This is a genomic window from Polaromonas aquatica, from assembly GCF_042659145.1.
Taxonomy (GTDB): Bacteria; Pseudomonadota; Gammaproteobacteria; order Burkholderiales; family Burkholderiaceae_C; genus Polaromonas; species Polaromonas aquatica.
In genome coordinates this window covers 46,863-61,746 of the sequence record NZ_JBHSRS010000083.1, presented here as the reverse complement: position 1 = coordinate 61,746, position 14,884 = coordinate 46,863, and the positions used below count along the sequence as shown (strand labels likewise).

Below are 14,884 nucleotides of genomic sequence, written 5' to 3'. Positions count from 1 at the left end.
CATGGGCTGGCGGATTTCGCTGACAATCCAGCAGCATGAGCACTGATAAAAAAACCCTTCTGCTGGTTGATGGCTCCAGCTATCTTTACCGGGCGTTTCACGCCATGCCCGACCTGCGCGCCAATCCGGGCGACCCGGCAAGCCCGGCCACGGGCGCCATACGCGGCATGGTCAACATGATGCAAAAGCTGCGCAAGGACGTGCGCGCCGACTATGCGGTCTGTGTGTTTGATGCCAAGGGACCGACCTTTCGGGATGCGCTTTACCCGGAATACAAGGCCCAGCGCTCGCCCATGCCGGACGATTTGCGCAGCCAGATCGAGCCGATTCACGAGGTGGTGCAACTGCTGGGCTGGAAAGTGCTGGCCGTGCCTGGCGTGGAGGCCGATGACGTGATCGGCACGCTGGCCTGCATGGGCTCCGCTCAGGGCATTGAAGTCATTATTTCCAGCGGCGACAAGGACTTGAGCCAACTGGTGGACGAGCACATCACCGTCATCGATACCATGAACGATCGCCGCCGCGATCTGGCCGGGGTGGAGGCCGAGTTCGGCGTGCCGCCGCGCCTGATGGTGGACTACCAGGCCCTGGTCGGCGACGCGGTGGACAACGTGCCCGGCGTGCCCAAGGTGGGCCCCAAGACCGCAGTGAAGTGGCTGCTTGAATACGGCTCGCTGGACGCGCTGGTGGCCCATGCCGGTGAGATCAAAGGCGTGGTCGGCGAGAACCTGCGCAACACGCTGGACTGGCTGCCCAGGGGCCGCGAACTGCTGACCATCAAAAAGGACTGCGACCTTGCGCCTTACGTTGATGGCTTGCCTGCTATGGATTCGATAGCTATGGGTGAGCAGCAGCTGGAGGCCCTGGCCGCTTTTTATGAAAAATATGGTTTCAAGGGGCTGGTCCGGTCGCTGGAGGGGGCGGGGGCGGGGGCGGCTGCCAAGGTGGCTGCGGCACCCGAACGGGAGGCCAAAAAATCCGAACCCGGCCTGTTTGACGAACCTGAAGACAGCACCGCGCCGGCCGCCAGGCCGGCCAGCACGGTGGTTTACGACACGGTTTTCACGTGGGACGTATTTGAACGCTGGCTCGCCAGACTGGAGGGCGCCGACCTGGTGGCGCTGGACACTGAAACCACCTCGCTCGATGAAATGCAGGCCGAGATTGTGGGAATCAGTTTCAGCGTCACGCCCGGCGAGGCAGCCTACATCCCGCTGACACACGACTACCCCGACGCACCGGCGCAACTGCCGCGCGACGAGGTGTTGGCGAAGCTCAGGCCCTGGCTGGAAAACCCGGCCAAACACAAGCTCGGCCAGCACATCAAATACGACCGCCATGTGTTTGCCAACCACGGCATCGAGGTGCAGGGCTACTCGCACGACACCATGCTGCAAAGTTATGTACTGGAGGTGAACAAACCGCACGGTCTGGCCAGCCTGGCCGACCGCCATCTGGGGCGCAGCGGCATCAACTACGAAGACCTGTGCGGCAAAGGTGTGCACCAGATCAAGTTCAACCAGGTCGATATTGCGAAGGCCGCCGAATATTCGTGTGAAGACTCTGATCAAACACTGGACGTGCACCGCGTGTTGTGGCCGCAACTGCAGGCCAACGACAAGCTGCGTTTTATTTACGAACTGGAAATCCAGAGCAGCGAAACGCTGTACCGCATAGAGCGCAACGGCGTGCTGATAGACGCGCCCATGCTGGCCAAACAAAGCGGCGAACTGGGGACCCGCATTTTGCAACTCGAAGCCGAGGCCTACGAGATTGCCGGCCAGCCTTTCAACCTGGGCAGCCCCAAACAATTGGGTGAGATTTTCTTTGACAAGCTGGGCATGCCGGTGGTCAAGAAAACGCCCAGTGGCGCGCGCAGCACCGACGAAGAAGTGCTGGAAAAACTCGCCGAAGATTACCCGCTGCCAGCCAAGCTGCTGGAGCACCGCTCGCTGAGCAAGCTCAAAAGCACTTACACCGACAAGCTGGCGCAACTGGCGCTGCCGCGCACCGGCCGGGTCCACACCCACTACGCGCAGGCCGTGGCCGTGACAGGCCGTCTCTCCAGCAACGACCCGAATCTGCAAAACATCCCGGTGCGCACCGCCGAGGGCAGGCGCGTGCGCGAAGCCTTTGTGGCGCCCGCCGGCAGCGTGATCGCCAGCGCCGACTACTCGCAGATCGAGCTGCGCATCATGGCCCACATCAGTGGCGACGAAGCCTTGCTGCGCGCTTTCACCGACGGCCTGGACGTGCACCGCGCCACCGCCGCTGAAGTGTTTGGCGTGGACCTGACCCAAGTCAGCAGCGAGCAGCGGCGTTATGCCAAGGTCATCAACTTCGGCCTGATTTACGGCATGAGCAGCTTTGGCCTGGCGAAGAATCTGGGGATTGAAACCAAGGCCGCGGCTGCTTACATAGACCGCTATTTCCAGCGTTATCCTGGCGTGAAAACTTACATGGAGGAGACCGTGCTGTTTGCCCAGCAGCACCGTTATGTCGAGACCGTGTTTGGCCGTCGCCTGCAGTTGCCCGAGATCGCCGGTGGCAATGGGCCGCGCAAAAAAGCCGCCGAGCGCCAGGCCATCAACGCGCCCATGCAGGGCACGGCCGCCGACCTGATCAAGCTCAGCATGAACAAGGTGCAGCAGGTGCTGGATGCCGAAAAACGCGCGACCAAAATGATCATGCAGGTGCACGATGAACTGGTGTTTGAGGTGCCCGAGGCTGAAGTCGAATGGGTCAGGACTGAAATCCCGCGACTGATGGCCGGGGTGGCTGAACTGAAGGTGCCCCTGCTGGCCGAGATCGGCGTGGGCGAAAACTGGGAAAAGGCGCACTGACAGTAAACGCTATTGAAAGGGGAGCGGCTTGCGCTCTATCAACGGGCGTTTCAAGCACTTTTGGCCTGGAATCCTTGTAAAACGTGCCAATGGCCCAAGCGACCGCTTGGCGGTGAATTCGCTCTCTACCACGAATAACGGTTCCTGGCGCAACAGGCCTTTTCGCGGCACGCAACGCACGGGTTCTGCAAAGCATCGAACTTCCGCGCTCGCGCACCGCTGTAAAATGTGAGGTTAGCCGAAAGAACCGTCATGGCCGTGGCCATGAAGGGCTTTCATTCTTGAAACCAAAGGTGGTGAAGATGAACAAGCCTTTCATTTCTCTGTGTCCCGAGATCACTCGGGCCAACGCGCTGACTCTGATGGACTGGTTGGAAGATGAGGGCGTCACCCGCTACCTGAGCGATTCGCGCCATGTCTCCCGGTTCATCGAGCAGGTCATCGGTCGGGTTCAGTTGCCGATCCTGACCCATCTGTTCAACCAGGGCGGCCGGTTCTTCATGGCCTACGACGAGCATGACGTGCCGGTCGGCTTTGTGCGCCTCGTCAAGGTGGGCCCCGACTGCGAAATGGTCCTGGTCATCGGCAACCGCGACAACTGGGGCCGCAAGCTCGGAGCCAGCGCCATCAGCGAAGGCATGAAGCTCGCCTTCTTCGACATGCGGGCCGAGAGACTCATTGCCAAAATCCATCCGGACAACGCACGATCGCTGAAGGCCTTCCTGCGCAGCGGCTTCGTGCTGCAAAGCGAAACGCCTGCGATGAAGTCGCTTGTCATGAACTCGGAGCGCTATCTTCGACTCTTGCGCGAAAGCCCTGCGGCTCACACCTCCGACATCTTCATCACCGAGATCGACAAGGCCCGGCTCAGGAGTCTGGTCGAGCTTGCACGAGGCTCGGATATTTTTGAGCTGGAGCATGAGATCGAGCGAGCTATCGTCGTTGATCCATTGAAGGTGGCGGAGGATGTCGTGACGATGAACTCCAGGGCCTTGCTGCAGGTGGACGACGAGAAGGTGGAAGTTGCGCTGGTTTACCCAGAGGATGCGGACGACAGTGCCGGGAAACTATCGGTTAGCTCCGGCATCGGCACCGCGATCCTGGGCTACAGGGAAGGCGATGCCTTCAGCTGGCGGATTCCAAATCGAACCTGCCATATCCGGATTGAGAAAGTGCTTTATCAGCCGGAAGCGGCGGGCGATTTCCACCTGTAGGTTTGCACGCTGCGCCACCGCCTCGGGTCGCGCGTGAGCGCTCGGGTCGGCTGCGATTCGGCGGTCAAGGTGACTTCTCCGGACGCAAACGTAGAGCTGTCATTGAATGAATAAAGATGAATGGCTCCTCCTGGCCGTCAGGCGAGGTTCACCAGTGTTCGCTTTTTTAAGGAGTAGCAGCAATCGGTCAGAAGCGCCACGTGGCCGATACGGTGCCAGCGATGTCGGAATCGCCGCCACGGTAGAGGTTGCCCGACATGGCGATCTCGACGGACATGCGTGCCCCCACGCGGTACGACAGGCCGGCCTGCAGGCCAAGGCTGTCGCGGCTCGCGATGTCGCTCTGGGTGCTGAATTTGGCTGAAGGATGCTCGGCAAATGATGCCGCTTGGGTGATGGCACCATTTTTTAGCTCTCGGTTCCAGGTGGATTGCAGACGGGCCGTCAGCGTGTTGCCGTCCGTCGTCGGTAGTTCGAAGCGCACTTCGCCGCCCAGGCGCGCGCGCAGCGACTGGAAGTTGTTGCTATCGACTTGCAGGCGTGCGCCGTCAGCGCCGGTTTCGGTCAAGTCCGGGCGTTGCAGCGCGGTGTAGTCCAGGGCTGCGATGGGGCCAATGCTCGACGCGTTGGCGAGCTTCCAGCGCCAGCCGCCGCCTATCGACGCCGCTGCAGAGAGGCCGGTCCAGGCGCCGCGCGGCGTGGCTGAATAGCCGTTCACGGCAATCGTGCGGTCGACACGGCCGTCTTCCAGGCCGACGCGGGCCAGCGCGAACGCGTGCGGGCCGGCATGTCGATCAGGAACGTAACGCGCATGCACGCCGGCATCAAATGCAGTGGTCTTGCCCGAACCGAAGGCCTGGCTCCCGAAGTGCGTGGATTGGCCGCTCAGCGCGCCGTGGGCGCCAATCGTCCAGGCGCTTTCGGCGTTGGCGATTCTTTCTGCACCGAACACCAGGCCATAGGTGTTGCCGCTGGAGCCGACCTGATCGCCGTTGCGGTTGCGCCAATAGCCGCTGCCGAACGGCATGGCGAAGGCGCGCCAGTCCTTACGCGAGGCCATCGCGTCGCCGCCAGGCGCGGTGCCACCTATTGCCGCAGCCACCGCATCGGTGATCTGGCGTTCGCGCAGCAGGCCTGCCGTGAACATGGCGCCATATGCTGACGGCGAAAGCTGGTTCAGGGCCGAGGTCACCGCGCTGCCGTCTGCCGCCGAGAAGTCGAGAGCGGCGATGAGCGGCTGCAGGCCGGTGCTGGCACCGTTGGCGATCTGGTCTAGTGCCGTGCCGACACGCTGGCCGTTGCCGTCGGCACCATAGCGCGCATACGCGTTGGCGGCGCGGGTGACGGTGACCTGGTAGGTGCTGCCGCCCAGAGCAGTGGCAGTCGCGCTCAGTGATGGCGATGCCAGCACGGCCGAGACCCCTGCGAAAGCGCCGGTGATGCTGCCCGCGCTCAACCACTTGTCTGAGGTGAGGCTGTAGCCGTTGGCATACCAGCCGCGCTGCGGGGCAAGCGAAAGCATGCCGGCGAGCGTGGCGTTGCCAGTGACGGCAAGGGGGCTGATTTCGCCCGTGCTGTTAAGTGCGACTTGCAGGCGGCCGGTGGGCGTCTGTACATAGTTGCCATCCACCGCTATGCCGCCCAAGGGCTGTGAGGCCAGGGTGCCGCTGTTGGTAAAAAGGCCGGCAGGATTGAGCTGGTAGCGGCTGCTGCCGCTCAGTGTGGCGCCCGCTTCGACGTTCACGTCGTACACGGCGTGGCTGCCGTTGATCTGCGTGGTGCCGCCCCGCAGTTGCAGGGACAGGTTGTTGATGCCGACGATGTTGCCGTCATATCGGAGCGCGAAGCCCGAATCGGGCTGATTCGTCGAGCGCCCGTTGGCGTCTGGTCTCAAGCCGAAGGTCAGTTTGGTGAGGCGCTGCGCGCCCAAGGGGTCGACCTGCGAGTACGCCGAAAGGATGTTGCCGGACAGCGAGGCGCCGCGCATCACGTTGATCTGGCTGACGTAGCCGTTATCGGACATATAGATTGACGCGTACTTGCCGGCAAGCCGCCCGGTCAGGTCGAACGTGCCCACCAGCGGCCCGTTGATTTCGTCGAGGATGCGTGCGGGCGTGCCATTGTGGAAGTGGATATAGGAGCCGCGGTAGTTCGAATCGTTCCCCATCGAGTTACTGCCGAAGTCGAAACTCGCCGCAATGCCGTAGTTTCCCAGGGCCTGCACATCGCCGCGTTGCACGAAATTGTGATCCTTGCCATAGGCGAACATCACGCCGCGCGCATAGTCACCATCGGCGTAAACGCGCGTGCCGGGCAGGATGGTGACAGTGTTGCCTTCGCCATCGACCCGAATGCCGCCGCCGCCGGCTCCCAGGGACAAGAGATCGGCCCGCTGCGTGACGCTGTTGAAGCTGCCGTAGACGTGCAGGCCCAGGCCCATCGTGGCCGTGTTATAGGTGTTGGCGATATAGGCGGTGCCGTCGGCGTTGCGCCCGAAATAAGGGTTGTCATTGAGGACGCTCAAACCGCTGCCGTAGATGGATGAGCCGAAGAAATTGCGGCGGTCGATCTGGTAGCCGAGATCCTGCAGGATGGCCAGCTCTGCCTCCATGAAGCCGGTGTAGTTCCGATAGGTCTGGTGGCTCATCAAGCTGTTCTTGAGCTCGATGTGCGACATGTAGTTGGGATCCACTCGCCCGAAATCGTCGAGCATGCGCACGGGAACGCCGGGCATGGAACCGGCAAGCACCTGGCTGACATGGTCGCCGGCGAAGTAGGCTTTGTCGCGCCGTACGTCAAAGATGTTGTTGTCGAAGGTCGGGTTCTCGCAGCCAGTGCAATAGATGAGCTGCTGAGTCCCTGCTGCCTTGCCGTTGTCGTCGCGCAGATGCGCCGCCCACGCACTGATCTGAGAGCCGAAAAATGGGGAATAGACACCTGGCGTCGTGCTGAAATCGCGCACCGTGCTTGTGATGCCGAGTGCATGAGCGACCTCATGGACGATGACCGTGGTCAAGTCAGCGTTGTAAGTCAGCGGCAACTGCGATGGAATATAGGGCGTATTCGAGAAGGGGATCAAGCCGATACCTATTTCGCCATGCGCGCCGTACGTCAGGGCGCCCGGTGGCAAATCCTGAAGCGCGGCTTGCACCTGTGTCGGCGAGTTCGGGCTGTTGTAGACCAGCGGACTGTAGGCGTGGGCGTTGACCACGGATTCGGTTCCGATATTGATGATGGCGGGCGCTTGTCCCGGTGTGGCATTGATGATTTGCGCCCAATATCGCAATCCCGCCAGCGTCTGCTCTTTTTGCAGGGGCGACAAATTCCATGTAGAGCCGACCGGGACGCCATTGTTATCGGTATAAGGGCCATCCCCCACGCCAAAGAAGCGCGCCCGGATAAACGGTACGCCTTTGGGATCGTAGATCTCATAGGTCTCTACGGCACCCGCGGATGTGCTTGCGAGTGAAAGCAGCGCAAGCGCTACGGCGGACAGGCTAAACGTACTCAATCGAAACTCCGGACTCTGCTTGGTGATTTATTTTCGGACACGCCTGGCATTGTTCGCGTGATGCATTCCGGCCAGCACTATATCGTCTGAGCCCGAACACGTCGTTCCGTTTTCAAATCATTTGTGTCCAGGCGCGAAGCCGCAGGCAGTGCTCCAGTGGCCTGTAACGGAGAAATGGCTATGGGATGGCAAGGGGGTGGCGACAAGATGGAATGATCATGCCGGTGCACGATGAACTGGTGTGTGAGGTGCCTGAGGCTGAAGTCGAAGGGGTCAGGACTGAAATCCCGCGACTGATGGCCGGGGTGGCTGAACTGAAGGCGCACTGACCCGCTGCTGCTCCGTGCTCAGTTCCTTGCCTCGATCGGGTTGCCGTACATAGGTTTTGCACCGAATTGCGTGCTCACGGCGTGGGCAACGCCACAGGCCAGCATCACCGGCACGGTGAGCTGGAACTGGTTGGTCATCTCCAGCACCATCACGATAGCCATCAGCGGGGCGTGGGTGACGGCCGTGAGCATCGCCGCCATACCGACCACGGCCAGCGTACGCGGGTCGCCGACCAAGGCCAGGGGCAGCCAGAGGGACATCAGCTGCGCGATCAGGTAGCCGCTGGTGGCGCCCACAAACAGCGTGGGCGTGAACATGCCGCCCACCGCTCCTGAGCCCGTGCTGAGCAGCGTGGCCACGAACTTGGTGAGCAGGATCAGCAGCACCCAGGTCCAGGGTGACTGCCCCTGCAGCAAATGCGAGATGGTGCTGTAGCCATTGCCCCAGACTTCCGGCACGAAAGCCGACAACAGGCCCACCAGCACCCCGCCGGCGCCCAGCCGCAGCGGCAGTGAATGGATGTGGCCAAAAGCGGTACGGCCGCGTTCCACCAGGGCCAGCATGGCCCAGCCTGTGCCGCCGCATACCAGGCCGGCGAGCAGCGCCATGCCCAGGCTGGTCGGCACCAGGCTCACGGTGGGCATCACGTACAGCGGTGCCGGATCGACCAGGCCGTACATCAGCACCGCCGCAGTGGCAGATGAAATCAGCACCGGCGCCACCGTTTGCGCGGCCATAAAACCCAGCGCGAGTTCCAGCACAAATACCACACCCGCCACGGGTGCGTGGTAGGCCGAGCCGATGCCGGCAGCGATGCCGCAGACCAGCAGCACACTGCGCTGCCCGGCCGACAGCGGCGCGACGTGGGCCAGCCTGGCCGCCAGCCAGGCGCCCAATTGCACCATCGGCCCTTCGCGGCCAATCGATGCACCGGTGCTTACCGACAAGAGGGAGGAGATGCTGCGCACCAGCGTGGTCCGGTTGTTCAGGTCGACCCGGCCGGTCCGTGCGGCCTCTATGTAGTCAAGGTTCACCGCACCGTCCGGGCCGCGCCCGGCCCAGCGCTGGCCCCAGTACAGCACCAGCCCGGCCAGCAGCCCGCCCGCGGAGCCGACCAGCGCCCGGTGCCAGGGGGGCAAGGACCGGGCCGCCTCCACCAGGCTGCCGGCATGGCCGGTGGTCAGCCATTCCATGCCGGAAATCAGCGCACGAAAGCCGATCACTGCGCCGGCGGCCAGCGCACCGGCCAGGATCGCAAAAAACCACAGGACGGGTGTGCTTGCGGCGGCGGCCGGGGGCATCGGTTGTTTCGATGGTTCAGCTTGCGCCATGGTCAGGCTCCTGCTCCTTGAGGTGATGAGGGTCAACGAGGCTGCAAGCCGCGCGCATCCATCGCCACGCGGGCCCTGGCCAGGCAGTTACCGCCAGTGGCCTGCGCGGGTGGCGTCAGCCGCAGTGCGCCCGCGTTATCCGGTTGCCGGCATCTATATCCAGGTTGAGTCGCTGCAGGTTGTAGTCCAGGGTCACGGGCTGGCCGGGCCGGATGACACGGGCCATCTGCGCGCCTGAGCGCTGGCGAGCCTGCTCCACAAGGGCTGCCTCTGCAGCACGGCCCACGGCAAACTGGGCGCCGGACGGGTTGCACTGGCCGGTTGCCGAATTTGCTGGCGGGGCCGCAGGTGTGGCAGGTGTTTGCTGTGCGCAGGCCGACAGCAGGCACAACAGGGCAGCGGAGAGGGTGGGCAGCAAGTATTGACGTTTCATTCGGGTTCTCTGGTCTGGTTTGTAAATCCCGACGCCCGCTTTGCGGGTGCGGGACCGGCCGCATTCATTGTGCGTCAAAAGCGAACCAGGCCTGGCCTGCAAGGCCGGCGCGCAGGGTTGCAAACGAAACAACAGGAAACAGGGGCGCCGCATGTGAGGCTTCGTCCCGGTCGGGTGTGGATGCACTGCGACCGGCCGGCTTACCAAGGGAAAACACCCGTGAGTGTTTCCATGTACTGGCGAGAACTTGTGTGGCCGCATAGACTCCGACAGTCCGCTATAACCATCCAATCCCTTTTTGAGGAACCGCCATGTTGAACAACAATTTGAAAAACGATTTTGATGCGCTGCTGCCCGGCCAGTCCACCGAAGCCGGCGCCAGCCGCCGCACCGCGCTCAAGGCGGCGCTGGGTGTGGGTTATGCCGCCACCGCCATGCCCATCATGGCGCAGACCGCCATCAAGACATCGTCGGAAGGCCTGAAGACCGGGGAAGTGATGTATGAAGTCAACGGCTTCAAGGTGCCGGCTTTTTACGCTGCCCCCGCAGGCAAAAAGAACCTGCCCGTGATCCTGGTGATTCAGGAAATCTTTGGTGTGCATGAGTACATCGCCGACACCGCCCGCCGCTTCGCAAAGGCCGGCTACCTGGCGATTGCGCCCGACCTGTACGCCCGCCAGGGTGACGCCAGCAAATACAACGAGATGGCCAAACTCATGGCCGAAGTGGTCTCGAAAGTACCGGATGCACAGGTCATGGCCGACCTGGATGGCGCAGTCAAGTGGGCTGGCGCCAACGGCGGTAACGCCAAAAAAGTCGGCATCACCGGTTTTTGCTGGGGTGGCCGCATCGTCTGGCTGTATGCCGAGCAGAGCAAAAACGTCAAGGCCGGTGTTGCCTGGTACGGCCGGCTGGTAGGCACACCGTCGGCCCTGAGCCCGACCAATCCGCTGGACCTGGCAGCCAACCTGAAAGCCCCCGTGCTGGGCCTGTACGGCGGGCAGGACGGCGGCATCCCGCTGACCACCGTCAATCAGATGAAGGACGCACTCGCCGCTGCCGGCGCCAAGGGCAACAAGGCGGCGCAAGCTTCCGAGTTTGTGGTCTACCCGCAAGCCCCCCACGCCTTCCATGCCGACTACCGCCCGAGCTACCGCAAGGATGCCGCAGAAGACGGCTATAAACGCGCGCTGGAGTGGTTCAAGACCCACGGCGTTTCCTGAACCGTACTTTCGCTCATGCACCGGCCGCCTCACGAAAGCGTGAGGCGGCTTTTTTCATGCTACCCCCTTGACACGCTTGATAAGATGAAAAGAACCCCTGATCCGGCATCCGTGCCCGTCAGGGGATTTTTCATCCGCCTGGGGCCCGAAAAGAGCCTGTTTGGCGGATTTTTTCAGTGTTTTCGGGCTCTGGCCCAATAAGAATGAGCGCAACAAGCTATGACTTTGATAGCGATTTTGATGGGAACCCTGGCTGCCGGCATCGGCAGCGTGTGGCTGGCGGCAGTGCTGAGCTTCGGTGTGCTGGCCCGCTACACCCAGCACATGCTCAGCCTGGCCGCCGGTGCCTTGCTGGCAACGGCTTTCATGCACTTGTTGCCCGAAGCCTTTGAAAGCCAGGCTACGCCGCAGGCGCTTTTTGCCACCTTGCTGGCCGGCCTGGTGTTTTTCTTTTTGCTGGACAAGGCCGAGCTGTGGCACCACGGGCATGAGCACCATGACAGCGGCCATGACCATGGCCATGCGCACCACGGCCATGACCACGGCACCAAATCCGGCGGCTGGGCCGTGCTGGCCGGCGACAGCGTGCATGCCTTTGGTGACGGTATTTTGATCGCCTCCGCCTTCATGGCCGACCTGCGCCTGGGCGTTGTCGCCGCGCTGGCGGTGCTGGTGCATGAAGTGCCGCACCACATGGGCGATCTGGTAGTGTTGCGCCAGACTTCCAACAACCGCCGCGCCGCCCTAGTCAAGGTGACGCTGGCCGGCGCCGTGACCGCGCTGGGCGGCATCGTCGGTTATGTGCTGGTGGACCAGTTGTTCGCTTACCTGCCGTTTTTCCTGATCATTGCCTCCAGCAGTTTTATCTACGTGGCGCTGGCCGACCTGATTCCACAACTGCAAAAGCGCGCGTCCGCCCGCGAAACGGCGGCACAAGTCGCCTGGCTGGCGATAGGCATAGGGCTGGTGACGCTGATCAGCACGCTGGCGCACCAGCATTGAGTCGAGTGGCCGAGCCGGGCAAGGTCTTACAAGGCCAATGCCTGGCGGCCTATAAACACCATGAGCACTTGCCGGGAAGATCAGGCCATCTTCCCCAAACCCAAAGGCAGCCGCCATGGCAACAAATCCCAATGTGCCACCTCCGCAACCTGTAGCGCCCCTGCCCACACCGCCCGAGCCGGGCGAGGTGCAGACCACTCCCATGCCCATGACATGAATGCTGTGTACTGCAGGGAGCTTTAACCGGCGGCAGCACGGGCAGGCCTGTGGGCCTTGCAGCGATCTGGCAGACTCGGGCTTGTAGCCCTTCAGGCGATTTCTACAACAACGTTCTGCGCAAGCAGGCAGAACTGCCGGAGACAAGCATGAGCCAGGTTTTGAGCACACGTTGCTGCATCGCAGGCGGCGGTCCTGCCGGCATGATGCTGGGCCTGCTGCTGGCGCGTGCCGGGGTGGACGTGCTGGTGCTTGAAAAACACGCCGACTTCCTGCGTGACTTCCGCGGCGACACAGTGCATCCCTCGACCTTGCAGGTGATGCATGAGTTGGGGCTGCTGGAAAAATTCCTGGCGCGGCCGCACGAGGAGGTCAGGGAACTGCGCGCCATAGTGGGGGACACCGAACTGGTGCTGGCCAACTTCAAGCATGCGCACACCCGCTGCAGGTTCATCGCGATGATGCCGCAGTGGGAGTTTCTTGATTTCCTGCGCGACGAGGCAGAGTTGTTCCCGGGCTTTCACCTGATGCAAAACGCCGAAGTGACTGGCATCTTGCAACACGGCGATGTTGTGAACGGCGTGCAGGTGCTGACTCCGGACGGCCCGCTGCAGGTTACGGCGGACCTGGTCATAGGCGCGGACGGCCGGCATTCGGCGGTGCGTGGCGCGGCGGGCCTGGTGGTGCGCGATCTGGGCGCGCCCATCGATGTGCTCTGGATGCGGCTTCCCAAAATGCCGGGTGATCCGTCCATCACGGGCGGGCGCATCAGCCCCGGTGCTTTTCTTGTCATGATTGACCGCCGGACTTACTGGCAGTGCGCTTACGTGATTCCGAAGGGCGGCATCGATGCGGTACGCGCGCGCGGCCTGGAGGCTTTCAGGGCGGAACTCGTGAAAGCGGCGCCGCTTCTGGCGAACCGCATGGACGCGCTGGCCAGCTGGGACGACATCAAGCTGCTTAGCGTGACGGTGGACCGGCTGGAGCGCTGGTACAGGCCCGGCCTGTTGTGCATAGGCGATGCGGCGCATGCCATGTCGCCGGTGGGCGGTGTCGGCATCAACCTGGCGATCCAGGATGCGGTGGCGGCTGCGAATATCCTGGCAGCAGCGCTGGCAGATACGCAGCTTGATGCGGCTGCCTTGACGCCTTTGCTGGCACGGGTGGAAAAGCGCAGGCTTTTTCCGGCCCGCGTGATACAGGCGGTGCAGGTGGCCGTGCAAAACCGTTTGCTAGGCCCGGTGCTGGCTGCCCGCGATGTGAACACGCCCATGGTTGTGCCGTGGCCACTGAAGCTGTTGGGCCGCAGCTCATGGCTGCAGGCCTTGCCGGCTTATGCCGTGGGTGTCGGGGTGAGGCCGGAACATGTTCGCTTGCCTGTAGCAAAAAAGGCATCATGAGTCTGCAGGCGCTCGTGAAGCGCGGTCGCCTGCAAGGCGGCTGAGGGTTCAGGACAGGCGAAAAATCCTTACAGGCGCGTGCGCCCATGTCTCACCGGGGAAGTGCCGGCCCGGGTTAGATTGAAATCTGGCTGGCATTCAGCCGCTTTGATTTGTCCTTGAATTTGTAAAAGGAAACTGGCATGAACGTATCAAAACTCAAACCAGCAGCCACGGCTGTTGTTGCACTGAGCGTCTTGCTGGCTTTGGGTGCATGCGGTAAAAAAGTCGATGACGCCACTACCGCACCCATGACCCCTGCACCTGTAAGCAGCACGCCGGCAGACGCGCCAAGTCCTGGTCCTGCGACGGGTACCACGCCTGACAGCGGCAACGCCATGAATTCCGGCAACATGGGCTCGGGATCGGCCATGCCGCCGCCCACGGCACCGGCCAGCGCTTCGACTAACTGATCAGCCTTGTGCCACCGGCCGGCTGGGGTCACTGCACCAGTCGCTCCAGCTGCCGGCGTACAGGCCTGCAGTTCCCAGGCCTGCAATCTCCATGGCGATGATGTTGGGCACGGCGCTGACGCCGCTGCCGCAGTGGTGCACCACCGTAGCGGGGTCGCGTCCGCCCAGCAAGGCTTCAAACTCGGCCTTGAGTTGCGCTGCAGGCTTGAACTTGCCGTCCGCCCCAAGGTTCTGGTTGAACGGGCGGTTCAGCGCGCCTGGAATGTGGCCGGCCACCGGGTCCATGGGCTCGACCTCGCCCCTGAAACGTGGTGCGCCCCGCGCATCAATCAGGGTCTGCACCGGCCGTCCCAGGTTGTCTTCCACGGTTTTTGTGGCGACCAGCCGGACTTTTTCGGGGGCCAGTTCGAAGTTCGACTGGAAATGCGCCGGTTCTTCACCGCTGTTGACTGCGGCGCCTGCGGCAACCCATGCCTGCAGCCCGCCGTCGAGCACAGCCACATTGTCATGACCGGCCCACTTGAGCATCCACCACAGGCGGCCGCAGTAGTTGGCGCCGTTGCGGTCGTAGACCACGGCCTGCATGTTGTTTGCAAAACCGACGCTGGACAGCCATGTGGCAAATTTTTCGCGGTTGGGCAGGGGATGGCGACCGCCTGACGCCGGCTGGTCCGCGCCGCCGGCGGTCACCACACCATGCGCGCCGGGCACGCCGTGTTTGGCGCTCAGGGCGGTGTCCAGGTTGGCGTAGGTTGCGCCGGGGATGTGCGACTCCAGGTACTGTTTTTCGCCAGCGCCGGGCTGCATCAGGTCAAACGTGCAGTCAAAGATGCGCAGGGGTTTGCTGCTGGCGATCAGCGCCTGCAATTGCTCGACGGAAATCAACGTGGTGTAGTTCATCTTGTGCTCCTATGACCGGGATTGGCGTG

At 62.6% G+C, this 14,884-nt stretch carries 11 protein-coding genes; 6 read left to right on the top strand and 5 right to left on the bottom strand.

What is annotated here, in order from left to right:
* Positions 1-35: 35 nt before the first annotated feature.
* Together polA and ACFQND_RS19455 are read left to right on the top strand one after the other, a co-directional pair.
* The gene (gene polA, locus ACFQND_RS19460) at positions 36-2,843 is read left to right on the top strand and encodes a DNA polymerase I (protein ID WP_371438037.1); all 2,808 of its coding nucleotides are present in this window, start codon (positions 36-38) and stop codon (positions 2,841-2,843) included.
* A gap of 302 nt (positions 2,844-3,145) precedes the next feature.
* Positions 3,146-4,057, top strand: a complete 912-nt coding sequence (locus tag ACFQND_RS19455) for a bifunctional GNAT family N-acetyltransferase/nucleoside diphosphate kinase regulator (RefSeq protein WP_371438036.1) — start codon at positions 3,146-3,148, stop codon at positions 4,055-4,057.
* A gap of 187 nt (positions 4,058-4,244) precedes the next feature.
* On the opposite strand, the gene ACFQND_RS19450 is transcribed toward ACFQND_RS19455, so the two are convergent.
* The 4 genes from ACFQND_RS19450 to ACFQND_RS19435 form a co-directional block, all read right to left on the bottom strand.
* Positions 4,245-7,568, bottom strand: coding sequence for an autotransporter outer membrane beta-barrel domain-containing protein (locus ACFQND_RS19450; RefSeq protein WP_371438035.1), 3,324 nt, complete (start codon positions 7,566-7,568; stop codon positions 4,245-4,247).
* 347 nt (positions 7,569-7,915) lie between these two features.
* Positions 7,916-9,229, bottom strand: coding sequence for a chloride channel protein (locus ACFQND_RS19445; RefSeq protein WP_371438034.1), 1,314 nt, complete (start codon positions 9,227-9,229; stop codon positions 7,916-7,918).
* Between the two features lie 115 nt (positions 9,230-9,344).
* On the bottom strand, positions 9,345-9,662 hold the full coding sequence (locus ACFQND_RS19440) for an I78 family peptidase inhibitor (protein ID WP_371438033.1): 318 nt from the start codon (positions 9,660-9,662) through the stop codon (positions 9,345-9,347).
* 64 nt (positions 9,663-9,726) lie between these two features.
* Positions 9,727-9,879 carry a hypothetical protein gene (locus ACFQND_RS19435; RefSeq protein ID WP_377414383.1) on the bottom strand — a complete coding sequence of 51 codons (153 nt, stop codon included), beginning with the start codon at positions 9,877-9,879 and terminating at the stop codon, positions 9,727-9,729.
* 94 nt (positions 9,880-9,973) lie between these two features.
* Between ACFQND_RS19435 and ACFQND_RS19430 the strand changes: the two genes are divergently transcribed.
* The 4 genes from ACFQND_RS19430 to ACFQND_RS19415 all read left to right on the top strand — a co-directional run bounded on the left by ACFQND_RS19430 (position 9,974) and on the right by ACFQND_RS19415 (position 13,955).
* Positions 9,974-10,885, top strand: a complete 912-nt coding sequence (locus ACFQND_RS19430) for a dienelactone hydrolase family protein (RefSeq protein WP_371438032.1) — start codon at positions 9,974-9,976, stop codon at positions 10,883-10,885.
* Positions 10,886-11,104: 219 nt separating this feature from the next.
* A complete protein-coding gene (locus ACFQND_RS19425) occupies positions 11,105-11,887 on the top strand; it encodes a ZIP family metal transporter (protein ID WP_371438031.1) in 783 nt (260 codons plus the stop codon).
* Between the two features lie 365 nt (positions 11,888-12,252).
* Complete coding sequence (locus ACFQND_RS19420) at positions 12,253-13,503, top strand: FAD-dependent oxidoreductase (protein ID WP_371438030.1); 1,251 nt, start codon at positions 12,253-12,255, stop codon at positions 13,501-13,503.
* 182 nt (positions 13,504-13,685) lie between these two features.
* Positions 13,686-13,955 (top strand): hypothetical protein, encoded by a 270-nt coding sequence (locus ACFQND_RS19415; RefSeq protein ID WP_371438029.1) that lies wholly within the window; start codon positions 13,686-13,688, stop codon positions 13,953-13,955.
* On the opposite strand, the gene ACFQND_RS19410 is transcribed toward ACFQND_RS19415, so the two are convergent.
* Positions 13,956-14,855 (bottom strand): sulfurtransferase, encoded by a 900-nt coding sequence (locus ACFQND_RS19410; RefSeq protein ID WP_371438028.1) that lies wholly within the window; start codon positions 14,853-14,855, stop codon positions 13,956-13,958.
* Between the last annotated feature and the right edge of the window lie 29 nt (positions 14,856-14,884).

Bases quoted from the DNA above. Each gene is read 5' to 3' on its own strand.
- ACFQND_RS19440 (WP_371438033.1), bottom strand. From the start codon at position 9,662: ATGAAACGTCAATACTTGCTGCCCACCCTCTCCGCTGCCCTGTTGTGC.
- ACFQND_RS19430 (WP_371438032.1), top strand. From the start codon at position 9,974: ATGTTGAACAACAATTTGAAAAACGATTTTGATGCGCTGCTGCCCGGC.
- ACFQND_RS19420 (WP_371438030.1), top strand. From the start codon at position 12,253: ATGAGCCAGGTTTTGAGCACACGTTGCTGCATCGCAGGCGGCGGTCCT.
- ACFQND_RS19415 (WP_371438029.1), top strand. From the start codon at position 13,686: ATGAACGTATCAAAACTCAAACCAGCAGCCACGGCTGTTGTTGCACTG.
- ACFQND_RS19455 (WP_371438036.1), top strand. From the start codon at position 3,146: ATGAACAAGCCTTTCATTTCTCTGTGTCCCGAGATCACTCGGGCCAAC.
- ACFQND_RS19445 (WP_371438034.1), bottom strand. From the start codon at position 9,229: ATGGCGCAAGCTGAACCATCGAAACAACCGATGCCCCCGGCCGCCGCC.
- ACFQND_RS19425 (WP_371438031.1), top strand. From the start codon at position 11,105: ATGACTTTGATAGCGATTTTGATGGGAACCCTGGCTGCCGGCATCGGC.
- ACFQND_RS19410 (WP_371438028.1), bottom strand. From the start codon at position 14,855: ATGAACTACACCACGTTGATTTCCGTCGAGCAATTGCAGGCGCTGATC.
- polA (WP_371438037.1), top strand. From the start codon at position 36: ATGAGCACTGATAAAAAAACCCTTCTGCTGGTTGATGGCTCCAGCTAT.